20 protein-coding genes and 1 tRNA gene are annotated in these 25,264 nt (G+C 62.7%); 9 read left to right on the forward strand and 12 right to left on the reverse strand.

Going from position 1 to position 25,264, the window contains the following annotated elements; genetic code table 11:
• Positions 1-85 precede the first annotated feature (85 nt).
• Complete coding sequence (locus ACYQ2T_RS00115) at positions 86-928, forward strand: tetratricopeptide repeat protein (RefSeq protein WP_459897490.1); 843 nt, start codon at positions 86-88, stop codon at positions 926-928.
• Between the two features lie 10 nt (positions 929-938).
• Here ACYQ2T_RS00115 and sfsA read toward each other — a convergent pair whose 3' ends face one another.
• On the reverse strand, positions 939-1,658 hold the full coding sequence (gene sfsA / locus ACYQ2T_RS00120) for a DNA/RNA nuclease SfsA (protein ID WP_459897491.1): 720 nt from the start codon (positions 1,656-1,658) through the stop codon (positions 939-941).
• Positions 1,659-1,810: 152 nt separating this feature from the next.
• Here sfsA and ACYQ2T_RS00125 point away from each other — a divergent pair, with 152 nt between their 5' ends.
• The 4 genes from ACYQ2T_RS00125 to ACYQ2T_RS00140 all read left to right on the forward strand — a co-directional run bounded on the left by ACYQ2T_RS00125 (position 1,811) and on the right by ACYQ2T_RS00140 (position 8,357).
• Positions 1,811-2,986 carry a pyridoxal phosphate-dependent aminotransferase gene (locus tag ACYQ2T_RS00125; protein ID WP_459897492.1) on the forward strand — a complete coding sequence of 392 codons (1,176 nt, stop codon included), beginning with the start codon at positions 1,811-1,813 and terminating at the stop codon, positions 2,984-2,986.
• 272 nt (positions 2,987-3,258) lie between these two features.
• Positions 3,259-4,692, forward strand: a complete 1,434-nt coding sequence (locus tag ACYQ2T_RS00130) for an ATP-binding protein (protein ID WP_459897493.1) — start codon at positions 3,259-3,261, stop codon at positions 4,690-4,692.
• A 64-nt stretch (positions 4,693-4,756) separates the two neighbouring features.
• Positions 4,757-6,133 carry a sigma-54-dependent transcriptional regulator gene (locus ACYQ2T_RS00135; protein WP_459897494.1) on the forward strand — a complete coding sequence of 459 codons (1,377 nt, stop codon included), beginning with the start codon at positions 4,757-4,759 and terminating at the stop codon, positions 6,131-6,133.
• Positions 6,134-7,232: 1,099 nt separating this feature from the next.
• On the forward strand, positions 7,233-8,357 hold the full coding sequence (locus ACYQ2T_RS00140; protein ID WP_459897495.1) for an integrase core domain-containing protein: 1,125 nt from the start codon (positions 7,233-7,235) through the stop codon (positions 8,355-8,357).
• A gap of 340 nt (positions 8,358-8,697) precedes the next feature.
• Here the strand turns inward: ACYQ2T_RS00140 and ACYQ2T_RS00145 are convergent, their stop codons facing one another.
• On the reverse strand, positions 8,698-10,653 hold the full coding sequence (locus ACYQ2T_RS00145) for a methyl-accepting chemotaxis protein (RefSeq protein ID WP_459897496.1): 1,956 nt from the start codon (positions 10,651-10,653) through the stop codon (positions 8,698-8,700).
• A 260-nt stretch (positions 10,654-10,913) separates the two neighbouring features.
• Between ACYQ2T_RS00145 and ACYQ2T_RS00150 the strand changes: the two genes are divergently transcribed.
• Positions 10,914-10,990: transfer RNA gene (locus ACYQ2T_RS00150), tRNA-Glu, on the forward strand.
• Between the two features lie 100 nt (positions 10,991-11,090).
• On the opposite strand, the gene ACYQ2T_RS00155 is transcribed toward ACYQ2T_RS00150, so the two are convergent.
• Positions 11,091-12,095, reverse strand: coding sequence for an NAD(P)-dependent oxidoreductase (locus ACYQ2T_RS00155; protein ID WP_459897497.1), 1,005 nt, complete (start codon positions 12,093-12,095; stop codon positions 11,091-11,093).
• Between the two features lie 159 nt (positions 12,096-12,254).
• Between ACYQ2T_RS00155 and ACYQ2T_RS00160 the strand changes: the two genes are divergently transcribed.
• Positions 12,255-12,995: a FadR/GntR family transcriptional regulator gene (locus ACYQ2T_RS00160; protein ID WP_459897498.1), complete on the forward strand. Its 741-nt coding sequence runs from the start codon at positions 12,255-12,257 to the stop codon at positions 12,993-12,995.
• Positions 12,996-13,125: 130 nt separating this feature from the next.
• Here the strand turns inward: ACYQ2T_RS00160 and ACYQ2T_RS00165 are convergent, their stop codons facing one another.
• A complete protein-coding gene (locus ACYQ2T_RS00165) occupies positions 13,126-13,935 on the reverse strand; it encodes a Mut7-C RNAse domain-containing protein (protein ID WP_459897499.1) in 810 nt (269 codons plus the stop codon).
• Positions 13,936-13,979: 44 nt separating this feature from the next.
• Between ACYQ2T_RS00165 and ACYQ2T_RS00170 the strand changes: the two genes are divergently transcribed.
• Together ACYQ2T_RS00170 and ACYQ2T_RS00175 are read left to right on the forward strand one after the other, a co-directional pair.
• Positions 13,980-15,251, forward strand: a complete 1,272-nt coding sequence (locus tag ACYQ2T_RS00170; RefSeq protein WP_459897500.1) for a M48 family metallopeptidase — start codon at positions 13,980-13,982, stop codon at positions 15,249-15,251.
• Positions 15,252-15,327: 76 nt separating this feature from the next.
• Positions 15,328-15,588, forward strand: coding sequence for a hypothetical protein (locus tag ACYQ2T_RS00175; protein ID WP_404846178.1), 261 nt, complete (start codon positions 15,328-15,330; stop codon positions 15,586-15,588).
• A gap of 120 nt (positions 15,589-15,708) precedes the next feature.
• Here the strand turns inward: ACYQ2T_RS00175 and asnB are convergent, their stop codons facing one another.
• Genes asnB through ACYQ2T_RS00215 form a run of 8 tightly spaced genes read right to left on the reverse strand, consistent with a single transcriptional unit; the run spans position 15,709 to position 25,255 of the window.
• Complete coding sequence (gene asnB / locus ACYQ2T_RS00180; RefSeq protein WP_459897501.1) at positions 15,709-17,616, reverse strand: asparagine synthase (glutamine-hydrolyzing); 1,908 nt, start codon at positions 17,614-17,616, stop codon at positions 15,709-15,711.
• A gap of 3 nt (positions 17,617-17,619) precedes the next feature.
• Positions 17,620-19,284 (reverse strand): glycosyltransferase, encoded by a 1,665-nt coding sequence (locus ACYQ2T_RS00185; RefSeq protein WP_459897502.1) that lies wholly within the window; start codon positions 19,282-19,284, stop codon positions 17,620-17,622.
• Positions 19,281-20,051 (reverse strand): TylF/MycF/NovP-related O-methyltransferase, encoded by a 771-nt coding sequence (locus ACYQ2T_RS00190; protein WP_459897503.1) that lies wholly within the window; start codon positions 20,049-20,051, stop codon positions 19,281-19,283. The genes ACYQ2T_RS00185 and ACYQ2T_RS00190 overlap by 4 nt, the downstream gene beginning before the upstream one ends.
• On the reverse strand, positions 20,030-21,307 hold the full coding sequence (locus ACYQ2T_RS00195) for a glycosyltransferase family protein (protein WP_459897504.1): 1,278 nt from the start codon (positions 21,305-21,307) through the stop codon (positions 20,030-20,032). Before ACYQ2T_RS00195 ends, ACYQ2T_RS00190 begins: the two co-directional genes overlap by 22 nt.
• Entirely contained in the window at positions 21,300-22,160 is an 861-nt protein-coding gene (locus ACYQ2T_RS00200) for a glycosyltransferase family 2 protein (RefSeq protein ID WP_459897505.1), read from the reverse strand. Before ACYQ2T_RS00200 ends, ACYQ2T_RS00195 begins: the two co-directional genes overlap by 8 nt.
• A complete protein-coding gene (locus ACYQ2T_RS00205) occupies positions 22,157-23,335 on the reverse strand; it encodes a glycosyltransferase (RefSeq protein WP_459897506.1) in 1,179 nt (392 codons plus the stop codon). Before ACYQ2T_RS00205 ends, ACYQ2T_RS00200 begins: the two co-directional genes overlap by 4 nt.
• Complete coding sequence (locus ACYQ2T_RS00210) at positions 23,332-24,138, reverse strand: class I SAM-dependent DNA methyltransferase (RefSeq protein WP_459897507.1); 807 nt, start codon at positions 24,136-24,138, stop codon at positions 23,332-23,334. Before ACYQ2T_RS00210 ends, ACYQ2T_RS00205 begins: the two co-directional genes overlap by 4 nt.
• Positions 24,128-25,255: a DegT/DnrJ/EryC1/StrS family aminotransferase gene (locus ACYQ2T_RS00215; protein WP_459897508.1), complete on the reverse strand. Its 1,128-nt coding sequence runs from the start codon at positions 25,253-25,255 to the stop codon at positions 24,128-24,130. The genes ACYQ2T_RS00210 and ACYQ2T_RS00215 overlap by 11 nt, the downstream gene beginning before the upstream one ends.
• Positions 25,256-25,264: the final 9 nt, after the last annotated feature.

The raw sequence follows: 25,264 nt of genomic DNA on the forward strand, positions 1-25,264 counted from the left end.
CCGGTGTTGCGCCGTGGTGTTGTGCGCTTGTGTGGTGTGTTCGTGTGCGTCGCGGTCCCACGTGGGGGAGGAGTCGTCAGCGCCCATGGCCCAGCGGGTGGCCCTGCTGGACGCCGTTATGCTTGGGGACGTTGAGCAGGCCCTGCGGCGCGCTGACGCCCTTGTGGCGAGCGGTCACGCCACTGCGCGGGATATGAATACCCGCGCGGCGCTGCTGCTGCGCCTTGGCCGCGCCAAAGCCGCCCTGCATGACGCCGCCGCCGCGTGCCGCGCGCAGCCGAACGTCGCGGGCTACCACATCAACCGCGCTCTTGCCCTGTTTGGCCTCCGCCGCTTTGACGAGTGCCGCGATGCGTGCGACGCCGCCCTTACGCAGAATCCGCACAGCGCCTCCGCGCTGCTTATCCGAGGCCGGGCGTGGCTGGCGGCTGGTGAAGCAGGCCTTGCGGCCGAGGATTTCAGCGCCGCCATTACCCATGCGCCGGATGCAGCGGCGGGGTACGCCAGCCGTGGCCGGGCCAACCTTGCCCTTGCCCTCAATACCGACGCCTGCCGCGACCTGCGCGCCGCAACGGACCGCGCGCCGGACCAGAGCGGGACGTGGAATAACCTTGGGGTGGCACTCTTGCGTTGTGGCCGTGTGGCGCAGGCCGACGCCGCGCTGACGCGCGCCATCATCCTTGAGCCGGGCGTGGCGCGGTACTACTACAACCGCGCCCGAATCCGCGAAGCGGCAGGCGACATGGCGGGAGCGGAAAACGACTACACCCGCGCCGTGGCCCGCATGCCGGAGCTGGGCGAAGCCTATGTGAACCGCGGGGTGCTGCGCATTGGCGGCGGCGCGCGGGATAAGGGCATGGCGGACCTGCGCCGCGCGTGCGAGCTTGGCCTGTGTACGCAGTACGAGGCCTATAAAGCCAAGCTGTAATGCCGGAGGGTTAGGCGTCCCCCACATAGGGCAGGCGGCGCCCAAGGCCAATCCCGCGCGGGGTGACCGTTGCCACATAGGGCCAAATTTCCACGCCGCGCTCCGCCGCCATATGCAGCAGCCGCGCAAATTCCGGGTCAATGAAGTCCGCCGGGCCAAAGCACGAGGCGTCATCGCGCTGGATGAGATAAAAGCACGCCACACGGATGCCTTGCCCGGCAAGGGACATCAGCTCGCGCAGGTGCTTTTGCCCGCGAGTGGTCACGGCATCCGGGAACACCGCCACGTCGTCCTCCACGAGGGTGACGTTTTTGGCCTCCACGTACAGCGCGCCCTGCGGCCCATCAAGGCGCGCATCAAGGCGCGAGTCCCCAATGGTCGATTCCGCGCGGAACTCGGTATATCCCGCCGTTTCCGGCAAAACGCCCGCATGGAATGCCGCCTTGAGCAGGCGGTTTGGCGTCAGGGTGTTCACGCCCACACGTGTGCCGTGAAAGTCCATGGTCTCCAGCGTGTACTTGAGCTTGCGGTTCGGGTTGGCCGCAGGGGACAGCAAAACCTCCGCCCCCTGTCGCAGCAGGCCCAGCATGCTGCCGGAATTGTTGGTGTGTGCCCACACAGACGCGCCGTCCACGTCCGCCTCCACGCTAAAGCGTTTGACGCGGCGGATGAACCGGCCGGTGAGGCAGTCCTTAGGAAAGGGGAGAAGAGGGGGGTGTGATGTTGGCATACAGGCCCTTGTGCTCCGCGCCATGGCAAAGGTCAAGGCGCGCCCGGGGCGGGCTGACGGCTTTCATTTCATGGGAAATTCCACTACAACCGGGGAGACGAACAGCGGCTGAGGGGAGTTGGTATTCTCTTTTGTTGTGATACAGGTGGGTTATGAGACTTTCGAAGAAAATTGCACAGGTCAAGCCGTCCGCGACGCTGGCCGTGAGCAGTAAGGCCATGGAACTGCGCGCTCAGGGGCGCGAGATTGTCAGCCTGTCCGTTGGGGAACCGGACTTCGCGACGCCGCAGCATATTTGCGACGCCGCCAAGAAGGCCGTGGACGACGGGATGACGCGCTATACGCAGGTTCCGGGCATCCCGGCCCTGCGCGAAGCTGTCGCAGAGTATTTCAATTCGTACTACGGAACGTCCGCAGGGGCGGACAGCACCATCGTGACCAACGGCGGCAAGCAGGCGCTCTATAACCTGCTGCAATGCCTGCTTGATCCCGGCGACGAGGTGCTCATCCCCGGGCCGTACTGGGTCAGCTATCCCGCTATGGTGGAGCTGGCCGACGGCGTGCCCGTTGTGGTGGGCGCTCCGGCCGCGCAGGGCTTTAAGCTGACGCCCGAGGATTTGGACCGGGCGGCCACGCCCCGCACGCGCGCGCTCATCTTGAACTCGCCGTCCAATCCCACGGGCGTTGCGTACACCGAGGCCGAGCTCACCGCCATTGCGCAGTGGGCCGTGTCCCGCGGGGTGTTCGTCATTTCCGACGAAATCTACGACCGCCTCGTGTACGCCCCGGCAGAGCCGGTGAGCCTTGCCCCCTTCTGGGAGCAGCATCCCGAATCCGTGGCCGTGGTGAACGGCCTGTCCAAGAGCTTTGCCATGACGGGCTGGCGCGTGGGCTTCACCCTTGCGCATCCTGACCTCGTCAAGGCCATGTCCAAGGTGCAGAGCCAAAGCACGTCCAACGTGTGCTCCATTGCCCAGCATGCGGCCCTTGCGGCGCTCACCGGACCGCGCGAAATGCTTGGGGATATGTGCGACGCCTTTGCCCGCCGCCGCGACAAGGCCATGGACGTTGTGGCATCGTGGCCCGGCGTTGTGTGCCCGCGTCCGGATGGCGCGTTCTACATCTTCCCGGACGTGAGCGCGCTGTACTGCGACAGGTTCAAGAATTCCACGGAGCTGTGCACCTTGCTTCTGGAAGAGGCTGGTGTTGCCGCCGTGCCCGGTGCGGCCTTTGGCGACGACGCCTGCGTGCGCTTCTCCTACGCTCTTGACGACGACACCGTCGTGGACGCCCTCACCCGCGTGGGGCGCGTGCTGACGGGACAATAGATTGCAGGCGCGCCCCTTGGCGGCGCGTGTGGTTTCGGCCCCCGGCGGGACCGTTGATGTTTTGGCGTGCGGCGCGGCCTGTGCCTGTGGCAGGGCCGCGCCTGCCGCCAGAAGTGAGTGGGGCGTGTGCGGATGTATGGCCGCGGCGTATGGTGGCCGCATCTGTCTGCGCTTGTAAGTGGGGCCAGGTGGCCGTGCTTTTACGCATGTTATGTGTATGGGCCTGACGGTTCAGGCCTGCGATTCGGGGCAACCCCGGCGGAGGAAAACGAGTGAACGCCCAACGTACCGATATCGGCGCCGCGCCGTTCAAACTGGCGAAGTTCCTGTCATGGGGCTCGCTGGCGCTTATTCTTGCGTCTGGGCTCTTTTTGTCCGTCATCATGGCCAACTACGCGCGCCAGACCCTGCTCACCAAGCAGCAGGAATTTGCCCATCTGCTCGCCGAAAACATCAACCACCAAGTTTTTCAGCGGTTCACCGTGCCGACGCTTCTGCGTTTTCGGCATATTGAGCTTTCCAATCCCGAGCAATACCGACAGCTTGAGAACGTCATCAAGGAGACCATCCACGGTCAGCACGTTTTTGAGTTCCGCATCTACGACAACGAGGAGGTCGTCTCCTTCTCCCTGAACAAGGACGTTGTGGGGCGGCGGGATTTGGCCGGGGCCGCTGTGCGTCAGGCCTTCAACAAGCTGGAGCACAGCTTTGAGGTCATCAGCCGCGTGCCTCCGTGGCAGGCCATGTTCGACTTTGACATGCAGCCCAAGAGCGTGGTGCTGCGCATGGTCTATCCCCTGCGGACCGAGCGCAGTCTCTTTCCGGGTGGGCCATCGGGGCAGACCATGGGCATCCTTGAATTCACACAGGATATCACTGACGATTACAAGACCGTCATCAGCTTTCAGTGGCTGATTATTTTCACGGCCATTGTGTCGTCCCTTGTCCTGTTCCTTGTGCTGCTGGCGATGATTCACAAGGCCGACGAGCTCAACGCCCAGCGCGTGGCCGAGCGTGAAAAGCTGGAGCGCGAACTCCACCAAGCCGAAAAGCTCGCCAGCATGGGCCGCGTTGTGGCGGGCATTGCCCACGAAATCCGCAACCCCCTCGGCATCATCCAGTCCAGCGCGGAATTTTTGCTCAAAAAGGCCGGCACCGAACAAAATTCCTCATCCAAGCGCATGCTGGAGGTCATGAACGACGAAATCCGCCGCCTCGGCCAGACCGTCAACGACTTCCTCGACTACGCGCGCCCCAAGAATCCGCGCATGGAAAAGGTGGATATCGGCAGTGTGCTTGGGCAGGCCGTGGCCTTTTTGGAGCACGAATGCCGCGAGCGCGGCGTTGCCGTGGTAAAGGACGTGCCCGAGGGGCTTCTCGTACGCGGCGACAAGGACCTGCTCTACCGCGCCGTGTACAACATCATCGGCAACGCGCTGCAGGCCGTGGCCGACGGCGGCAAGGTCTCCGTTGTGGCGCGTCCCATTCAGCGCGGCGTACGCGTCGCCATTACCGACAACGGCCCCGGATTCTCGGAAGAAGTGCTGGAGAAGGCCACAGACCCCTTCTACACCACCAAGCACAACGGCACCGGACTCGGGCTGGCCATCGTGACCAACATTCTGGCCAGCCACAACGCCGACTTCCAGCTTGAAAACGCCGAAAGCGGCGGAGCCCGGGTGGTCATCGTTTTTCCCGCCGCCTAACGCAGTGCGTCCGGCAGCAGACAGATTTCATTCACGTTTCAGTTCAGCAAGGTGACAGGCAACAATGGCGCATAATATTCTCGTACTCGACGATGAACGGAACTATCTTGTCGTACTCGAAGCCCTCCTCGACGAGGCGGGGTACAACGTCACCGCGCTCTCCGATCCGGAACTGGCTCTGACCTATCTGGAGGAGTCCGAAGTGGACGTCCTCATTACAGATATGAAGATGCCCAAGCTCTCCGGCAACGAGGTTCTGGAGCACGTGCACCGGAATTATCCCCATATTCCCGTGCTGATCATGACCGCCTTTGGCAGTATTGAGTCCGCCGTGGAGGCCATGCGCATCGGCGCCTTCGACTACATCACCAAGCCCTTTTCCAACGAGGAGCTGCTTCTCTCCATCGCCAAGGCCACACAGCTTGCGGACATGCACCGCAGCAACCGCCTGCTGCGTGAAAACCTCGAAGAGCGCTACGGCCTGCACAACATCATCGGCAAGTCCAAGGCCATGCACCAAGTGCTGGATATGGTGGACAAAGCCGCGCCCACACGCAGCACCGTACTCATCGAAGGCGAATCCGGCACCGGTAAGGAGCTTGTCGCCCGCGCCATCCATTTCGCCTCGCCGCGAAAGGACGCGCCCTTCGTCTCCGTCAACTGCATGGCCCTCGCTCCCGGTGTTTTGGAAAGCGAGCTTTTCGGCCATGAAAAAGGCTCCTTCTCCGGCGCCGTTGCCAGCCGCCGCGGCCGTTTCGAGCTCGCCAACGGCGGCACCCTGTTCCTCGACGAAATAGGCGAACTCACTCCTGAATTACAGGTCAAACTGCTTCGCGTGCTCCAGGAACGCAAGTTCGAGCGCGTCGGCGGTTCCGCCGAGATAGAAGTGGATATCCGCATTGTGGCCGCCACCAACGTCGACCTTGCCAAAGCCGTGCAGGATGGCTCCTTTCGCGAGGATCTCTATTATCGCCTCAACGTTGTGCGCATTCAGATGCCCCCCCTGCGCGAGCGCCGCGAGGACATTCCGCTCCTCGCCGCCCATTTTCTGCACAAATATGCCTCGGAAAATGAGAAGGATTTGCAGGGCTTCTCCTCCGAAGCCCTCAACTACATCTCCGGCTACGAGTGGCCCGGCAACGTGCGCCAGCTGCAAAACGTCATTGAGCGCTGCGTCGTCCTCACCTCCGGCGACACCATCGCTGTGGACGACCTCCCCGCAGAAGTGCGCGACGAGGAATCGCAGTTCAAAGGCGCCGTCGACCTGCTCCCCTCGCGTCTGAACCTCAGCGACACCCTCGAAAAGATTGAGGCCGCCCTCGTCCGTCGCGCCCTCGCCCGCAACGACTTCGTCAAAGTCAAAGCCGCCGAAGCCCTTGGCGTTTCCAAGTCGCTTCTGCAGTACAAGCTCAAGAAGTACGGCATCACGGGGCAGAAGTAAGGCGGCGCATTGCGCCGTGTTGCAGTGTGGTGCGGTGTGTGGTGGTGAAAGGCGGTGTGTTGCGGGGGCGGTGGTGCGTGGCTGGATGAGGCGGAGGCGCACACGGTTTTGTGCTCCGCAGGCTTAAGGGCCGCGGGCCCTTAAGAATCCCATGTGCGCACAGACCGGGTGCCGTGAGAAAGACGATCGTCACCCCTGACGGCTCTCGTCCGTGTGGAGGGGAAGAGTTTTTGGGGGGGGCGTTGCGCCTTGGGCGCGGCGGTGAGAATCCCTGTTTGGGAAAAGATGGGGCCGTATTACGACTGTAATACGGCTTTGTTTTTTCTATGATTCCCGGAGAGAAGGAGCCGAGGTGAGGAATGTGCGCTCCGTAAAAGAGTTCGCCGGACTAAGTGGGTCCATTCCCCAGCGCGAAGCACGGAATCTCAAAGCATTCGAACGCTTCCAAGCGTTCAGAGCGGCCTAGCCCGTGCCGTACGCCGCCACGCGCCCACCGCGAACATCCGCGCACAGCACCCGGCCAGCCCGCCATCATGTAGAATTCCTCCCCCTCCACAGTCCCAACACTCCCCAACCCCCATCCCTCCGCGCGAAGCACAGAAACACCAAAGCATTCGGACGCTTCCAAGCGTCCAGAGCGGCCCAGCCCGTGCCGCGCTCCGCCACACGCCCACCACCAACACACGCGTACAGCACACGGCCTGCCCGCCATCATCCATCGCCCTCTCCTCCCACAGTCCCAACACTCCACAACCACCATCCCTCCGCGCGAAGCACAGAAGCACCAAAGCATTCGGACGCTTCCAAGCGTCCAGAGCGGCCCAGCCCGTGCTGCGCTCCTCCACAAACCCACCACAAACATCCGCGCAAAGCACCCGGCCGGCCCGCCCAACCACAGCCAGAAAACCACGCCCGAGACTGCCTCGCGCACACCACCTCCATTCATCCGGCTCCGGCCGGAGGGGGGCGGGTGTCCAGAGGGTGTGGGGGGAATGGTACAGTCCGGGTACATAGGTAACAGATTAGTCCGGGAACATGGGTAACACTTCAGGCATAGTCTGCCTGGAGGTAGCGTATGCCCTGGACAGAGGTAAGACCTATGGATGAACGGATTCGATTTGTTGTAGAGGCTGGGTCAGGAGCTGAGAACATGTCTTGGCTTTGTAGAAAATATGGCATTAGCCGAAAAACTGGCTATAAATGGCTCAATCGCGCACAAATGCATGGAATATTTGCTTTAAGCGAACACAGTCGAGCTCCGCGAAATTGTCCGCATCGCACGCCAATCGAGATGCGAGAGGCCCTCATTGCTTTGCGCAAAGCAAATCCAAGTTGGGGGCCAAAGAAAATAGCATCTGAAGTAAGCGATCGCTTTGGCCTAAGGCCTCCGGCGCCAAGTACGATTGCTTTGATTTTCCAAAAGGAAGGACTTAGCAAGCCCCGCAGACGCCGTAATGTTGTTATCCGCAACTGGCCCAACAAGCTCACTGAAGCAAGGCATCCTAATCATGTATGGACAATGGACTATAAAGGTTGGTTTGAGTTGCCCAATCGTAAGAAATGCTGGCCCTTCACTGTAATGGATCTGCACAGCCGTTACGTTTTGGCTTGTGATCCACTTGCCCAACCAGCCTTGGCCCCAACACAAGAAGCCTGTGACCGTGTTTTTTCCTACTTCGGCTTACCTCAAATTATCAGGGTGGATAATGGAATTCCCTTTGCGAGCTGTGCGGCCGGAGGAATATCGCGCCTTAGCGCCCAGTGGCTTCGCCTCGGAATAACCGTGGAATTCATTGAACCGGGAAAGCCTCAACAAAATGGTGCGCACGAACGAATGCACCGCTCTTTAAAGCGAGAACTTCGTAGAGCAGACACTCTTCGCCGCCAAAGACGCAGGTGTCAGACATGGCGGAGGATTTACAACCATAGCCGCGGTCATGAAGCTTTAGGCATGCGAACGCCTGCTGCTCTTTATGCGCCATCAAGCAGACGCCCACCAAGAATCCTTCCAGATTTCGTATACCCCCCTGAGTATATTCTGAGGCGAGTGAAGCGAAGCGGCTCCATACAATGGAGGGGACATCACAGATTTATCAGTCAAAGCCTGCACCGATGCACAGTGGGCCTTTTGCCAAACCAAAAGGGCGGTATGAATATCTATGCTGGATCAATCTTTTTAGGAGTACTGAATGATTCAGACACAAAAGGCTTAGTCAGGCCCTAGGGGCAACCTGTACCGCCAGAACCTGTTACCTATGTTCCCGGACAGAAGTGTTACCCATGTTCCGGGTTGTACAAATCCTGCAAGGTTCCCCCATCACCCTTTGGCCGTCGGAGACACGGCGACAACATACAGAAATACCGACGAAAGCACCTCTCGGCCCCGCCACCACAACTCCACACCACCAAGGCCGCCTTTCCTCGGCCCCGCCACCACAACGCCACACCACCAAGACCTTTTCCTCGTCCTCCTCTCTTCTTCCTCTTCTTTCTCTTCCTGATTTCCGCATTCCCTCTCTTCCCCTCTCCACCCCCTCCTTACAACCCCACTTCAACCAAAAACCTTAATACCGTTCAAATTCGCCAGCCTTCTCCCCTTGTTCCAACGATGCCACGCGCCCTGCTTCAAGCGTGTTGTTCCTTGCGCCATTCACATGAAAATAACTCATGGAGCGTTTCAGGATTGTGGCTTTGGACGAAAGAGAAGCGGCGGTTGTGGCCAGTCGTTCCGAGGCGGAGGCGTTCTCTTGGATGACGGCGTCGAGATCATGGAGCGTATCAGTGACTTGAGTGACCCCTGCGCTTTGTTCTGTGGCGGCGGCAGATATCTCCTGAATGAGGTCGGCGGTGCTTTGGATGTCGGGGACCATTTGTTCGAGGAGCCGCCCGGCCTCTTCCGCGACGCTGACGCTACTGCTGGACAGCTCGGAGATGCCTGCGGCGGCTGTGCCGGAACGTTCGGCGAGTTTGCGAACTTCTGCGGCGACCACGGCGAAGCCCTTGCCTGCCTCACCCGCTCGGGCGGCCTCAATGGCGGCGTTGAGGGCGAGCAGGTTGGTTTGCCTCGCGATGTCTTCAATGATGGTGATTTCCTCCGCAATTTTCTTCATGGCTTCTACGGTGCGCTTGACCGTATCGCCGCCTGTCTGCGCATTTTGGGCGGCCTGTGAAGCAATGGTCTCTGTCTTGCCCGCAATCTCGGCAGATTGCTTGAGCGAGCCGGACATTTCCTCCATGCTGGCGGAAACCTCCTGAAGTCCGGCGGCTTGTCGTGTTGCCCCTTGCGACAGAGTTTCGCTGGAAGAGGCAAGCGTGCTGCACTCGTCGGCGACGTCTGCTGCGACGTCTTGGGCGTCGCTGATGGTGTCGGTCAGTTTGTCTTGCATGGTGTGCATGGCCCTGAAGATGGTTCCCATTTCGTCCGAACGTTCCGCGACGCGGGCGGATTGCAGGTTGCCGGAGGCAATCTGTGTGGCGATGTGGGCGCAGTCGCGCACGGGGAGCATGACTGCGCGTTGGAGCACAAAGAGAATGATGACGATGGGCACCGCGACCAGAATGGCGATAATTCCGGCCATGGCCCACATAACGGTGCTGACCATGGCGAGCTGGGTCGAAATATCCATGGCCATGACGATGGAGCCTATAACGTTGCCGCGGTAGTCTTTGACAGGAAGGGCCCCGAGGGCGGACGCGCCCTTGAGCGCGACGTGGGTCGTTTTCATGCCCTGAGCGAGAAAGTCGGCGGTTGTCAGGTTTTGCACCTCGGTGTTGTCCTTGCCGTAGACGAGAACGTATTTGCCGTCGCGCAGGGGGTTGCGTTCCGGATCCTGGAGTCTTGTGGTGATGGGCAGAAGGGCGGCGTCCATATAGAGTTGGGTGCGGATGTGCTTGGAGGATTCAAGAGCCTGCAAAACGCTGGCAAAACCAATAAGCACTTCCACGGAGCCAAGGTGGGTGCCGTCTGGTGAGGTGACGGGCGCAAGGCCGCGAATGGTGAAGCCGCCGCGACCAGGCTCAATGCCTTGAAGAGGGGCCTTTGTTGTGTTGACGTCGATGACCGTGTTGCGGAATGTGGACAAATCATCCGAAATGTCTACCCATTGGCCGTTTTGTTTGGCCTGTTTGTCGCGCCAGACGCGTACAAGACTGCGTGCCGTCGGTAAGTGAAAGTGCGCGCGAAAGGAGGTGCCGACGATGGATTTGTAGCCATTAAGTATGGAGGCGAGAGAGCGGCGGAGTTCTTCACGCGCTTGTTGCGCAAATGGGTCCTTGGGCGCGTCCATATTCCCTTGATGGGCAATTTCGAAGGCACGCACCACCGCGGGCATTTGGCTGAAGAGGGCGGCTTGCTGAAGGGCGTTGTGGGACATTTGGGCGATGGATTGTTGTGCGTCATCCATTTTGCCTTGGAGCGTCAGCGAAACGAAGGATTTCTCCAGTTTGTTGAACTGACTGCTCAACACCAGATAACCGGAAATTGCCATAAGTAAGGCCACCATCAAGAGGGGAGCCAGCATTTTTACACGTATCCCCATTGCGCTCTCCTTGGCTTATGCGTTGCGTGTTGGTCGGGCTGCTTGTTGCAGCACACCAATCCTTCATATTAAGCCCCAGACGGGCGAAAAAGTCCACGCCTGACAGAGAGAACAACGTCAGCCCCGCCGGACCCAAGAGCGCGGTGCGCTTGTGCTGCCGGTGGATGGAGAAAAACCACTTGACTTCCCCCACCCCCTCCTTCATAACCACTCGGCATCCGGACAACCCGGACCGCCAGCGCGTCCCCATCGTCTAGCTGGCCTAGGACGTCGGCCTCTCACGCCGATAACAGGGGTTCAAATCCCCTTGGGGACGCCACTTCGATACCAAAGCGGCCGACGCATTCTGCGTCGGCCGCTTTTTTGTTTGGTCTCATTCGAGGGCTAAGGGGCTGGGACAAAGAGTTTGTGGCTGAGGGTCAAGCTGATGTGCAGGCGCACTCTTCGTTGCCCATTTTTTCGAATATTTTGTACAGTGCTTGAATGCCGAGGTTTTCGTAACCGAGATCCATAGCAAAGGTATAAAAGCGATTGGTTAAGGAGAGTCCCGGAAGGCTTATTTGCATCCGTTCCGCTTCAGCCAAGGCTATTCTCATGTCTTTGACGAAATGTTTGATATAAAAACCGGGGGCGTAGTCGCCATCGGCTATGCGGCGCCCCAATCCGTTGATACAGGCGGATGCGGCCGCGCCAGTACCAATAACGTCGATGACCTCATGCAGATCCATGCCTGCCTTATGCGCGTAGAACAAGGATTCCACGGCACCGACGATGTTTCCAGTGATGAGAATCTGGTTGCACATTTTGGTGTGCTGTCCGGCTCCGGCCTTGCCACGATACCGAACGTTGTCCCCCATGATATCCAGGAGGCCTTTGACCTTCTCGAACGTTGCCTGTTCTCCGCCGACCATGATGGCCAAGGTTGCTTCGCGTGCTCCCACATCGCCGCCGGACACAGGGGCGTCCAGCGCTTCAACACCTTTGGCTGAGGCCTCTTGGGCAATCCGTTGAGCCAAGGCGGGCTCGGATGTGGTCATATCAATGATAATTTTTCCAGAATCGGCATTGGCGAGAACACCGTTTGGACCAAGGATGGTTCCCTCAACATCTGCAGGGTATCCGACAATGGTGAAGATGACGTCCGCGTTTTGAGCGACTTCGGCGGGGGTGTCGCACCAGGTGGCACCCTCGGCTACGAGGCCTTCGGCTTTTGACTGGGTGCGGTTGTAAACGAAGACGTCATGCCCGGCTCTGAGAAGGTGCATGCACATGGATGCGCCCATGACACCGGTGCCGATCCAGCCTATTTTTTTGCCCATACGTCCAGCTCCTTTTTTTCTGCAAGCACCTCGCGCCGGGCATCCCCATCGTCTGACGGGAGTGTGCCTTTTGGGGGCGAACTGTTGCTCAAATGAGTTCCACACGATGTGGAGGCTTGAAAGAACAAAGTCAGAACATCTGATGTTCTGACTTGTGGATATTGCTTCCTCCCAGAATTGTCAATATGGTAGCCCCCGGCACGTGCTTGATATGAAAGCGAAGTCATTTTTAACCGGGCACCCGGACTGAATAAAGTAGGCAGCATGAAGCGTACCCAGCCTAGACTGAAACGAAAAAGCCTTTCAGACCAGATCATAGAAGAGCTGGTCGACCGGATTGCCCGTGGGGAAATGCGGTCTGGAGACAAACTGCCGCCGGAGCCACAACTCATGGAGCAGTTTGGCGTGGGCAGAAGCTCCATTCGCGAGGCCATTGGGGCTTTGGAAATTTTGGGTCTTGTGTCTGTCCGCCCAGGGCAAGGAACTCGAATAACGGATGCCTCGGAGATTCCAAGCTCTGCGGGATTGTCGCTCATTACCTTGCGGCAGGAAAAAGTGCGGGAACTCGTTGAAGCACGTGCGGAGCTTGAAGAGACCATTGTCCGCTTTGCCGCCGAAAGGGCTACGGATGCTGATATCGCAGAAATCCAAAAACAGCAGACCCTGCTTATCCAGTCGAAAAAGAATAATCATAGCCTTATCAAGGCAGACCTCGATTTCCACAAGGCTCTTGCCGTAGCAAGCCATAACGATATTTTTATGCGCTTCTTTTCTGAGTTGCACCATCCCATGCGTCGGTGGATGGAACAAAAAGCGAAGTATGATTGGGGCTTTGCACACGTCGAGGAAGAGCACCAAGCCGTGATAGACGCCATTGTGGCCCATGACGTCCAAGCTGCACAGGCGGCGATGCGGGCACATATAAAAACGGCAGGTGGAAAACTTATCGCGGCGCTGGAGAGTGTCGACATTCGTCCCGAGGAGGACGATGCGTCGTCCGCGTGAGGGCCCCGTGTCGTACAGGAATTGCTATTGAGCATCGTGCCGATGCGTTTTTGGGGACGCCACTTCGATACCATAGCGGCCGACGCATTCTGCGTCGGCCGCTTTTTCTTTGCTTTCTCCCTCTCTCCCCTCAACCATCATCCCCGTCAACACGAATCCCCAACCGTTCCAGCCGCTCCAGCATGGCGTCCCTGTGGGTGCCCGGCCAGTAGATGCGCTGACATGTTGGGCAGATGTGAAAGGTGGTATGGTGTTTTTTGGTGAGCGGCTGAAGCCTGTGGATGATGTCCGCCTTGGGGACGCGCTCAAGCGGCGTGTTGCAGCGCAGGCAGCGGGTAAACGGGGAAAAGGGACCGGTGAGGCCAAAAAGGCGGAGTACCTCCAGCAGTTGATCGTCCGGCGCGGCGCTGCGAATGAGACGGCCCCAGATGATGGCGGAGCGGTGGAGCAGGGCGCGGTCGCGTGTGAGGACGATGCGGCGTTCCTTTTCTGCGCGGTGGGCGATTTCGTCGTCCTCCCAGGCGTTGTCAAAGGCCGCGTCGCAGCCAAGCAGGCGCAGGAGTGTGCCCAGCTGGCGGACGTTGACGTCCACGATAAAGCGCACCCCCGGAAAGGGCGTGGGGCGGAGCGGATGGGGCGTGGTGACGTCCACGGGCGGGGCGAGGGGATGCACGTCGTAGACGGCTCCCGGCGCGAGGGGCGTGTCAAAACCGCAGGGCGCGCTGTTCATGAGGATGCGGCCCACCTCGGTGTGCGGCACGCCGATGGCTTCAATCTCATCTTTGATGGCGGCGCTTCGGGCCGCTGGGACGGTGATTTCGCCGCGCGAGCGGGCTTCGCGCAGGCTGGAGAGTCCGGACAAGGCGCGGCGCGTGTTGCCGGGTTTCAGGAATTGCCGTATGTCACCGTGGAACCGAAAGACTGCGACTGGGTGTACCACTTCATCCCCGTTTGTTGTCGTCAAACATTCGAGTAGAGCCTGCCATGAATATTTATCTCATTGTCATTATTGGGTCCATGGTCCTTGGCTGGGCCGTGAATACTACGGTCTCCCGCCTGAATGCCGCCGCGCTGGACCCCGCGGTGCCGCAGGAGTTTGCGGACGTTTTTGATGCGAAGGCCTATGCGTCGTCGCAGGAATATACACGCGCCACGTCGCGGTATTCGCTGGTGGCGGATACTGTTGGGCTGGCGGCCATGGTTGCCTTTATCCTGCTTGGGGGCTTTCCGGCGGTGGACGCCGTCGCCCGCGCCGTGAGCGGGGGGCCTCTTGTGACGGGGCTGGTGTTCATGGGCATCCTGCTGGCCCTGAATGAGGTGCTGTTTGTTCCTTTTGCCCTGTACCGTACCTTTGTCCTTGAAGAACGTTTTGGATTCAATACCACAACCTTTGCGACGTTCGCCATGGACAGGGCCAAGTCATGGCTGTTGACCGTCGCCATTGGCGGGCCCATTCTGGCGATGCTGTTGTGGTTCTTTACCACGGCGGGCGAGCTGGCGTGGCTGTGGGCGTGGGGCGCGCTGGTCTGTGTGATGGTTGGCCTGCAGTACATTGCGCCAACGTTTATCCTGCCGCTGTTCAATACCTTTACCCCGCTGGGGCCGGGCCAGCTGCGCGACGCCATTGAATCCTACATCGACAAGGTAGGCTTTGAGTTGTCGGGCCTGTTCGTGATAGACGGCTCGCGTCGCTCGGCCAAATCCAACGCTTTTTTTACGGGCTTCGGCAAGCGCAAGCGCATTGCGCTGTTCGACACCCTCATCGACAAGCACACCCCGCGTGAGATTGTCGCCATTGTGGCGCACGAGGTGGGGCACAGCTCCCTTGGGCATGTGCGCCGCTTTCTTGTGGTGTCCATCATCAAGACGGGCGTGGTGTTTTGGCTGATGTCCTTTTTCCTGACGGACGCGGAGCTTGCCGGAGCGTTCGGCATGGCCCAGCCGACGGTGTATGCCGGGCTGGTGTTTTTTATGCTGCTGTATACGCCGGTGTCCCTTGTCCTGTCCGTTGTGGCGCAGGCGGTGTCGCGCCGTCATGAGTACGAGGCGGACCGCTTTGCCGCGCGCACCACGGGCGACCCGGAGGCCCTTGTCACTGCGCTGAAGACGCTGTCCGTGTCCAACCTGTCGAATTTAACGCCGCATCCGGCGTATGTGTTCGTCAACTATTCGCACCCGCCGGTGCTGGACCGCATCCGCGCTTTGCGGCGGCTGGCGGCGCAGGACGCGCCCCGGTCCGCCAGCGAACCGGCATAGAGGCGCCAGCTGGCACCAGACGCGGCGTTGACAAAATGTAATCATATCGTATTTCATGGTATCGGAGGATAACGCAATGCCGCGCAAAGTACGTTCTGTGCGGGTTCCTGAGGAACTCGGCACACTCGACCTGTCCGGACTTGTCCGGGAGTGCGAGAAATATCTGCGGGATCTCGAATCCGCGACCATGCTCAAGGTAGAAGGCAACCGCGAGGCCGCCGAAGCGCTCATCCGCTCCCGGCAGGCCGACCTTGGCCGCCGCATTGGCAAAAAGGTCTGGGAAGCGCGCGTCGAGTATGGCAAAACCCGCTCCGCAAAGACGGAAGACGACGAGTAGGCCGCACGCGGCCCGCTGTGAAGGACAGCCCCGGTTCCCATTTGGGAGCCGGGGCTGTTTGCGTGTTTTGAGGGGGCGAGCGGGAGAATCTGCGCGCGTTTTCTGAGGGAGCAGGGGCGGCTAGGGGCAGAAGCGGCGCTTCCATGACTGAAAACATATAAGGGTCCACAGCTCCTTGCGCCTGTCGCGGCGCCCGGACATGTGCTCGTCCACGATGGCGCGGACGGCCTTGGTGTTAAAGAGTGGCTCCGCCGCGAGGGCGCGGGGGGAAAGGGTGTCCTCCACCAGCGGGCGCAGGGGGCCGCGAAGCCATGCGGCCAGCGGAATGCCGAACCCCTTTTTGCCGCGCGCCGCAATGCTGCGGGGTACACGGTCACGCAGCAGGCGACGCAGGATGACCTTGCTGGTCATGCCGCGCAGGCGGTGGCGCGGGGGCAGGGCGCAGGCAAAGGCGGCAAGGTCCGTATCCAAAAACGGCGCACGTACCTCCAGCGAATGGCTCATGGAGGCTTGGTCCACTTTGGCGAGGATGTGCCCGGCCATGTAGTAGCGCAGGTAGAAATACGAGGCCATGTCGATGTCGCTGGCAAAGTGGCGTGCGCCGCAGTCCGCGGCGAGGTCATCCAGCGGGTCAAAGCCCGCCACGGCGTCCAGTGCGTCCGGGTGCAGCAGGGGCTGTTGTTCCTCGCGCAGAAAGGCGGAAAGCCACGCCTGCTGGCGCTGACACCCGGTGTAGCCCATGCCCCGCAAAAAGCGCTGCACCTTGAAGACCAGTCCCATATTCCGCTCCGAAGCCGGGACGACATAGGCCGCGCGCGTGGCAAGGCGCATGAGGCCGCGCGGCAGGGCGTCCAGAAGCCGCGCCGGGGTCAGGGCGCGGAAGGGGTCGTACCCGGCGAGGAGTTCGTCGCCGCCGTCGCCGCCAAGGGCCACGGTGACATGCTCTCGCGTGAAGGCGGAGAGCAGCGACGTGGGCAGGATGCTGGGGTCGGCCATGGGCTCGGACAGGCTGTCCAGCACGCCGGGCAGAATGTCCAGCATGGCCTGCGGCGTGAGCAGACGCTCGTGATGCCGGGTGCCTATGGCTGAGGCCACGGCCCGTGCATGGGGGGACTCGTCAAAGCTCTGCTCCTTGAAGCCGATGGAAAAGGTGCGGATGTCCTGCGGCGGCAGGCATTCGGCCATCAGCGAGGTGATGGCGCTGGAGTCCAGCCCCCCGGAGAGGAAGATGCCAAGGGGCACGTCACTCATCAGGCGCTTTTCCACGGCGGCTTTCAGCAGGCCCTCAAGGCGCGCGGTGGCTTCCGGCAGGGAGAGGTCCGCGTAGGCGTCCACAAAGGGCGGCTCAAAATAGCGTTCAATGCGCGGCGCGCCGCCGGACCAGAGGAGCATATGCCCCGCCGGAACCTTGGCCGCGCCTTCGATGATGGAGTGTGGCGCCGGGATGTACTCGTGCAGGAGGAACCGGGACAGGGAATGCACGTTAACCCGGCGGGGAATCTGGGGGGCGAGGAGCAGTGCGCCAAGCTCGGAAGCAAAGGCCAGCGATTGGTTATCCGCCCAGTAGTGGAGCGGCTTCTTGCCCCATCGGTCACGGGCGAGAAGAAGCTCCCCGCGCGCGCAGTCCCACACCGCAAAGGCGAACATGCCGTCAAGGCGGCGCACGCAGTCCTTCCCCCATTCCTCGTAGGCGTGGATGATGACTTCCGAGTCCGTGCGTGAGGCAAACTCATGCCCCCGGTCCTCAAGGATGGGGCGGATGGAGCGGTGGTTGTAGATTTCGCCGTTGAAGGTGAGCCAGATGGTGCCGTCTTCGTTGCACATGGGCTGTGCGCCGCGTTCGGACAGGTCCACAATGGCAAGGCGGCGGTGCCCGAGGCCCGCGCTGGCGCGGCCGCCGCCACCGGGCAGAATCCGTGTGCCGCGTCCGTCCGGCCCCCGGTGGGCGAGGGCGTCGGTCATGGCGTCAAGGACGGCGTCGTCCACCGGGCGGGCGTCCGCATGCAGTATTCCGGCAATGCCGCACATACGCTATTCTCCCCGCACCCTGCGGACCACGAACTGGTCCTTGTGCTGGCCCTCAAAGTACGAGCGGATAAGCAGCTCGCCGATAAGGCCCATGAAGACGATATGAACCCCCGAAATAAGCGCAAGGGCCGCCAGCACCAGCAGTATCCCCCACGACACGCCAAGCCCTATAGTTCCCTTAAGTAGCGCCAAAAGCGCCACGCCCCCAAGGCCCGCCCCGGTAGTCAGCCACGCGATTTTGCCAAAGAAATGAATGGGCCGGGTCATATAATCCGAAAAGAACCGCACCACGATGAGGTCCAGCACCACGCGCAAAACGCGGGAGAGGCCGTACTTGGCCTCGCCATGGATGCGCGGGCGGTGATGGACTTCAATCTCCGCCACCCGCACGCCCAGCCACGCGGCAAACACGGGAATGAAGCGGTGCATCTCGCCGTAGAGGCGGATGTTTTTGATAATGCCGCGCTTGTAGGCCTTGAGGGTGCAGCCGTAGTCGCGCAGTTGCACGCCCGTGCCCTCAATGAGTTTGTTGATGATGCGGTTGGCCACCCACGAGGGCAGGCGGCGGGTGAGGGCGGCGTCCTTGCGGTATTTGCGCCAGCCGTTCACGAGGTCATACCCCTCGGCCATGGTTTCCAGCAGGCGGGGGATGTCGTGCGGGTCGTTTTGCAGGTCGCCGTCGAGGGTGATGACGATGTCCCCCCGGCAGTATTTGAACCCGGCTGACAGGGCCGCGGTTTGCCCGTAGTTGCGGCGGAATTCAATAACCTTGACGCGGGGGTCGTTCTCCGCCGTGGCCGCCAGCACTGTGTCGGAGCCGTCGGTGCTGCCGTCATCAATAAAGATGATTTCGCATGTTTCGCGCAGGGCGCTCAGCACCTCGGCCAGCTCTTTATACAGCGAGGTGATGTTGCCTGCTTCGTTGTAGACGGGGACGATGACTGACAGCGCGGGGCGCTTATCCCCGGCCCCTTCGCCAAAGTTGCCAATCATGCTCATGGGCGAGATGCGCCCAAGGCGCGAGGACAGGGGCGGCTCGCCGGGGCTGGCTGCGGGCGCGCCGGGGGTGGCGATGGCTTCACGCAGGCGGTGGGCTTCATCCTCTGCGCCTTCGCCCTCCAGCGCGGTGACAATGGCCGTTGCCGCGTCCACCTCGCCAAGGGACACCAGCACGTAGCCAAGATTGGCGCGGAAGGTATCCTGCTGGGGGGCCAGCTGTGTGGCGCGTTCAAGGGCGCGGCGCGCGGCGGGCAGGTCGCCAAGGGAATAGGCGGCCACGCCAATGTCGTTGTGCAGTTCCGCATCGTCCGGGCGCAGGGCAAGGGCGCGCTCAAGATGCTCCCGCGCGCCGGGCATGTCGCTTTGTGCGGCGCGGTAGCGGCCAAGGTGCGCGTGGGCGTCGGCGTCCTCCGGCGCAAGGGCCACGGCGCGCTCCAGCAGGCGCCCGGCAGTGTCCGCCTGCCCCGTCTCATGGGCGAGGGCGCCGGCAAAAAGCACAAGCTCCGGGGTTTCGCGCTGGTCAATGGCCTTCAAGAGGCGGGTGAGGGCGTCGGCGTATTCCTCGCGCCGGAAGTGCAGCAGCCCAAGAGCAAGGTTCGATTCAAAGCCGTTGGGGTCCAGTTGGAGGCGCTTTGCAAGGCGGCGGATATCGTCATTGGAGGTGGTCATGTGGTACTCCGTGCGCGCTCAGACTCCGCCTGCGCGGCGGGGATGGCGATGATGCAGGTTCCGGAAGCGTCGGGAAGGATAACGGGGCGGACTTGGCGCCCTGCGCAGAAGCCGTCCACGGCCTCGGCCACGCCCGGCCAGCGGGTTCCGGCGTAGTCGTGCACGATGATGACGCCCCCCGGGCTCATGCGCGGGGTAAAGAAGGCCAGCCCGGCGCGGGTTGGTTCCAGCAGGTCGCAGTCCAGATGCACGACGGCGAAGCGCTCTTCGTCCGGTACGGCGCTGGCCGTTTGGGGGAAATAGCCGGGGCAGTAGGTGACGCCATCCTCGCCGACGCGCTGTTTTACCAGATCAAGGCTGGTGTTGGCGCATTCGCGCCCGGCCTTGTTGACGGGGTCGGCGTCGATATCGCGTTGGGGCAGGCCCTCGAAGGTATCAAAAAGATACAGGCGCCGCTGCGGCGCAAGATGGCGGAAAAGACGCGCGGTGACGCCGCGGTAGACGCCAAGCTCGGCCAGCGCGCCGGGGACGCCAGCATCCAGTACGCGGCGGATGTTCGCGTGCAGGGCGTACAGGCGCATCAGGTCCGCCCCGCGCGGGTCGTCCAGCCGGGCGATGGCGTGCACGGTGTCCCAGTCCGGCATGGTCCAGTGCCACGTGGGGCGGCTCACCAGATGAAAGCGCCCGCCCGGACGGTTGACCGCGCTAAACAGGGCCTGCGTTCCGGCCCGGACAAGGCGGTTTGTTATCCGGCGCAGGATGGGCATGGGGCGTCTCCTTGGGCGGTGGTGTGGGCTGGGCAGACAAGGGCGGCAAGCTCTCGGGCAAAGGCTTCGGCGCGGTGGAAGGTGGTGTGCCTGTCAAAGACGGTGCGCAGGGCCGCGCGGGCGCGCTTTTCCGCCGCGTCCGGCCGCGCGAGTATGGTGCGCAGCAGGTCGCGGTAGGCCGCCGGGGAGTCGGCCACAAAGAGGGCGTCCTCATCAAAGCGGCGCGGGAGCAGGGCGGGGCGGTCCACCAGCTGGGGCACGCCGCAGGCCGCAAGAATGTAGGTGCGCTCGTTCAGCTCCGTTGGCCGTGAAAATTGCGAGGCAAGGTGCAGGTTCAGCCCCACTCGCGCCCGGGCAAGGATGCTCCGCTGGGCCGCGGGGGGCGCGTCGGAGAGCAGGCACCGCCGCGCATGCCGCCATCCCGGCCCATCCACGAATCCCGCCCTTTCGCGCAGGATGGGGGCCAGCCAGTCGGCGTAGCGGTCCCACTTAGAGCGGTTGGACGAGGCCAGAAACACGTAGTCAATGTCCCGGCTGATACCCGGCGCCGGGTAGAAGTCCACAATGTTGGCGCCAAACTCCACGGACAGGATGGGCAGTCCCCGGTCATGGAAGGGGGCATAAGCCTCGTGGTCCAAGGACTCGCGCGCATGCCACGACGTGTAGCCGCTTACGCCAAGCTCTTCGGCGCGGGTCAGGCGCTGGCTGAGGGGGGCGTCGGCTTCGCCCTCGGGCGAGGCGGTCAGAAAGAGGTGCAGGGGCGCGCTTTGGCGGTAGTCCGCAAGGGCGCTTCGGTCGATGTCGTCAAGGTAGACGTGGTGGTCGCTGGTCAGCAACGCGTTGGGGGTAAAGCGCTTCAGCGTTTCCTGCCAAGGCGCGCCAAAGGGCTGCGTCAGTGTGGGCACGCCCAGCACGTCCAGACTCTGGGCCAGATTGGTGTAGGCCGAGTATCCGGCGGGGGAGACCGAAGCCGGGGGAACATGCACCAGCACGCGCAAGGGGCTGCCAGCAAGGCGTCCGGTAAAGTGGCGCAGGGCCTTGGCGCGTAGGGCAAGGCCCTCTGCGGCGAGGCTGGCGCTTTGCGGCGCGGGGGCGTCCTTGTCTGCGGCGGCGATGGCCCAGTCCAGCAGTTCATCATGGGCGGCGATGGTGCCGGGATGCAGGCGGCGCTGAAGCTGGCGGAAGCGCGTGGCCGCGTCGGCAGTGCCCGTCAGCTCGCGGAAGGAGTCGCGCAGGGCGCGCAGGGCGTCACGCATGGGGCGCCTCCCTTTTCTTTGCAAGACGGCGCAGGCGCGAGATGGCGCGCCGCGCGTACAGCGCCGCAATGTCGCGCGCGGGAAAGCGCAGGGCCGTGCGCGAAGTGTCCACATGGGGGCTGGTGATGGCCCCTGTGGTGGAGGCGTCATCTGGCTTCCAGCGGCGGCAAAAGGTGGCCCAGTCCTCGTCCGCGCGGGCCAGATTGTCCTGCCGGATGGCCTTGGTGGCGTGGGGGAAGTGCTCCACAAAGGAGCGCGGCGCGTCCGCGACCTCCCACCCCCGGTCCCACAGGCGCATGCACAGGTCGCCGTCGGCGTGATAGAAACTGTAGGCGTCCTCGTCGCAGTAGCCCACCTCCTCCAAGGCTTCGCGCAGATACATGCCGTGGTTCACAAAGACTTTGCCCCCAAAGGAATGCCCGACGATGTAGGGGCGCTTTCGGAAGCTGTCCCGCCAGTAGAAGGCCAGCGCGCCGACGCGGCGGCCAGCGCCGGTCAGGGCGCCGTAGCGGGCAAGGGCCGCGTCCACACTGCCGGGGACGAGGAGGGCGTCGTCGCTGACCATGAGGACGAAGCGTCCGTGCGCGGCCTTGAAGGCCAGATTCATAAACCACCCCCACGAGCGGCGCGGCAGGGGCGCGCCCCGCCACGAGCCGCGGTTGTGCTGGACGATGGTCACCACGTCCTTTTGCCTGCACAGCCAGCGGGTGGCCCCGTCCGTGGAGCCGCCGTCCACCACGATGATTTCATGCGGGTGGGGGGCCAGCTCGCGCCGCAGGCTGGCGATGGTGCGCCGCAAAAAGCGCGCCCGGTTGTAGGAGCCGAGAACGGCGGAAATGACGGGCGTACTCACGCGGCCTCCTGCGCCAGCAGTGCCTCCAGCCTGTCGCAGAATGCGGCCAGCCCGGGCGCGGGGTCGAGGCGTTCGTCATAAAAGCGTTGGGACTCCTGCGAGTGGAAGGCGTAGTCGCGGTCCATTTCCGTGAGCAGGCGTCCGGTCTCGCAGGCCTGCTCGTAGATGCGGCCGCACCCGTAGCGCGTGAACTCGCGCATGAACACGGGCAGGGCGCTGGCAAGGATGGGCAGGCCGCACAGGGCGTACCAGCCCACCTTGCCGGAGGAAAAGCCAATGTGGGTGATGTTCTTGCCGCTGGTCCAGTCGTCCGGTGTGGCCATGTAGGGCGCAAAGCCAAAATCCGCAGAGGCAAAGACCTGCGGGAGCACTTCCGGTGGTACTGGACCATGGGAGAGGAGCAGGCGTCCGCTCTCGGTCAGCCGCCCGAGGTGGGCGTCCATGCGCGGGCCAAGGCCGGAGCGGCAATGCACCACCAAGAGGAATTCTTCGGGCCATGTGGCCAGCATGTCCTGCCACAGGTGCAGGCCCGCCCAGCTCGACGGACTGCCCGCATACAGCACGATGCGCCGTTCGTCCGGGATGCCAAGGCGGCTGCGCAGCCAGCGCGTTTCGCGCAGGGGGGTGCGCAGGGGCGCGTTGGGCACAAGGACCATGTCCTCACGGGGCAGACCTGTTTGTTCGGCCAGCAGGATGGCGCGTCCGGCGTCCTGCACCAGCGTCAGCTGCACGTTGCGGCATGCCGCACGCTCGGCGCGGCGCAGGGGGCGCTCCGCCGGGGTGAGCTCGTCGTCAAACATGATCTCAAAGGACAAATACACAAGGGGCAGGCGCGCGTGGGTGTTGAGGCGGTGGGCCATTTCCAGTCCGCGCGGGTCCACGCCGATGATGGCCTTGTAGTCGCTGGCGCACAGCTGACGCGGGCGGCGCGTGCGCCGCAGCCGCCGGACCAGCCGCCCCCGCAGGCCGCCGGGAGAGGGGGCCATGGGGTTGCAGGGGCCGTGCTCCGCCACAATGCCGGTCAGCCCGTCCGGCAGGCTGACGCGCATATCGCCGTCCGGACCAAGGATGTCCACACGGTAGAAGCGTGCGGCAAGGGCCTCGGCCAGATTGACGAGGGTGGGGTTCACCTCAGGACGTGCGTAGGGGGTAACAATGCAGACCGCGCCCTTCATGCCCGCTTCACCCCCACGGCGTAGACGCCAAAGGTCTCGGGCGAAGGCTCGCGCCGGGTGAGCCATTCGCCCTGTTCCACAAGGTCCAGCCCTGCCGCGTCCATGGCGGCGGTGACCTCGGGCTGGAACAGATAGCGCATGATGTGGTCCTCGCTGATGTGCCGGGCCGGGGCGCCTTCGCGCTCCACTGTGAGGTCAAAGTGCACGGTGACGGTGTGCGCGGCGGGGTCCATGGTGGGCGTGGTGCGCCTGTGCAGGCGCACGTCCTCGGCGTCCACATGCTTCTCCGTTATTTGCGGGGGCTGGGCCTCGACGCAGGGGCCGTACCAGTAGTCGAACAAAAATGCGCCGCCGGGGCGCAGGTGCCTGCTTGCGGCGTCCATGGCCGCGGCAAGGTCCTGCGGCGTGGTCATGTAGCTGATGACGTGAAAAAGCGCGACAACGGCGTCAAAGGTGCGGGGCAGGCGCAGGGTGCGGATGTCCTCCTGCACGTAGGTCAGGCGCTCGCCCATGGCGCAGGTAACGTCCATATTGCGCGCCGTGGCCAGCGTGAGCATGCGCGGGCTGCGCTCCACACCGGTGACGGCCACCCCCTGCCGGACAAAGTGCTCCGCGTGGCGGCCACTGCCGGTGCCAAATTCAAGGAGCGTTTCGGGCTGGCCTGCGTGGGCGGCAAGGCGCTCCAACACGAATGCGGCCTCGGCCTCGGAGTTCTTTTCTGGGTACAACAAATCGTAATACGTAGCGTATTCGTCAAAGATGGCGGACCCATTGGGGCGTGGTGCGGTGGGGTCATGCGGCATGGCGCAGCGCCTCCTTTACGGCGCGGGCCACGCGCTGTTGCTGGTCCTCTGTCATGCCGAGGCCGTTTGGGATGTAGAAGCCCCGCCGGGCAAGGCGTTCGGCCACGGGATGGGATTCCCCGGCGAAGAAGCCCATATTGAGGAACACGGGCTGTTCGTGCATGGGCCAGAAAAAGGGGCGCGTGCCGATGCCCGCTTCGCCAAGGCGGCGCATGACGTCATCGGCGGCAAGGGGGACGTCGTCATCCAGAACAACGCCAAACACCCAGTAGTCGTTGGTGCATCCGGGGCCCGTGGGGCAGGGCAGTATGAGGCCGGGCGTGTCCGCCAAAAGCTCCGCGTAGCGCTGGCCGATGGCGCGCTTTTTTTGCCTGTGGGGGCGCAGGCGTTCCAGCTGGGCCACGCCAAGGGCCGCCTGCACGTTGGACATGCGCCAGTTAAACCCCAGCCTGTGGTGCACAAAGCGCCGCCCGGGCTGAAAGCACAGGTTGCGCAGCTCGCGCAGGCGCTCGGCAAGGGCGTCGCTATCTGTAAGGAGCAAGCCCCCTTCGCCGGTGGTGACCAGCTTGTTGGGGTAGAAGCTGAAGATGCTGATGTCGCCAAAGCTGCCGCACGGGGCGTCCCCAATGCTTTGCCCGTGGGCTTCTGCCGCGTCTTCGATAAGGGCAAGGCCCTCACGCCGGGCAAGGTCCACCAGCGGGGCCATGTCCACGGTGAGACCGTAGGTGTGCACGGCCAGCAGGGCGCGGGTTTTGGCGGTTAGGGCGCGCTGTACGGCGGCGGGGTCCATGCACCATGTGTCCGGCAGGCAGTCCACAACCACCGGGCGCGCGCCGCAGCGCACTACGGCGCCGGCGCAGGAAATAATGCAAAATGTGGGCAGGATCACTTCGTCCCCGGGGCCGATGCCAAGGGCGTGCATGGCGGCTTCCAGTGCTGCGGTGCCGCTGGAGACGGCAATGCCGTGGCGGCGGGCGCAGTGGCGCGCCATGCCGTCCTCCAGCCGCCGGACAAATTCGCCCTCGGATGAAATCCAGCCCGTTTCCACGCACTGTGTCACGTAGCGCAGTTCGTTGCCGTCGAGAACCGGGGTGCATACGGGGATAAAGTCGGACACTGGCGTCTC

The sequence above is a fragment of the Desulfobaculum senezii genome (assembly GCF_054657395.1).

Coding starts and splice junctions, on each gene's coding strand:
- ACYQ2T_RS00185 (WP_459897502.1), bottom strand. CDS start 19,284: ATGACCACCTCCAATGACGATATCCGCCGCCTTGCAAAGCGCCTCCAA.
- asnB (WP_459897501.1), bottom strand. CDS start 17,616: ATGTGCGGCATTGCCGGAATACTGCATGCGGACGCCCGCCCGGTGGAC.
- ACYQ2T_RS00210 (WP_459897507.1), bottom strand. CDS start 24,138: ATGCCGCATGACCCCACCGCACCACGCCCCAATGGGTCCGCCATCTTT.
- sfsA (WP_459897491.1), bottom strand. CDS start 1,658: ATGCCAACATCACACCCCCCTCTTCTCCCCTTTCCTAAGGACTGCCTC.
- ACYQ2T_RS00145 (WP_459897496.1), bottom strand. CDS start 10,653: ATGCTGGCTCCCCTCTTGATGGTGGCCTTACTTATGGCAATTTCCGGT.
- ACYQ2T_RS00135 (WP_459897494.1), top strand. CDS start 4,757: ATGGCGCATAATATTCTCGTACTCGACGATGAACGGAACTATCTTGTC.
- ACYQ2T_RS00190 (WP_459897503.1), bottom strand. CDS start 20,051: ATGCCCATCCTGCGCCGGATAACAAACCGCCTTGTCCGGGCCGGAACG.
- ACYQ2T_RS00160 (WP_459897498.1), top strand. CDS start 12,255: ATGAAGCGTACCCAGCCTAGACTGAAACGAAAAAGCCTTTCAGACCAG.
- ACYQ2T_RS00115 (WP_459897490.1), top strand. CDS start 86: ATGGCCCAGCGGGTGGCCCTGCTGGACGCCGTTATGCTTGGGGACGTT.
- ACYQ2T_RS00205 (WP_459897506.1), bottom strand. CDS start 23,335: ATGAAGGGCGCGGTCTGCATTGTTACCCCCTACGCACGTCCTGAGGTG.
- ACYQ2T_RS00140 (WP_459897495.1), top strand. CDS start 7,233: ATGGATGAACGGATTCGATTTGTTGTAGAGGCTGGGTCAGGAGCTGAG.
- ACYQ2T_RS00125 (WP_459897492.1), top strand. CDS start 1,811: ATGAGACTTTCGAAGAAAATTGCACAGGTCAAGCCGTCCGCGACGCTG.
- ACYQ2T_RS00175 (WP_404846178.1), top strand. CDS start 15,328: ATGCCGCGCAAAGTACGTTCTGTGCGGGTTCCTGAGGAACTCGGCACA.
- ACYQ2T_RS00170 (WP_459897500.1), top strand. CDS start 13,980: ATGAATATTTATCTCATTGTCATTATTGGGTCCATGGTCCTTGGCTGG.
- ACYQ2T_RS00195 (WP_459897504.1), bottom strand. CDS start 21,307: ATGCGTGACGCCCTGCGCGCCCTGCGCGACTCCTTCCGCGAGCTGACG.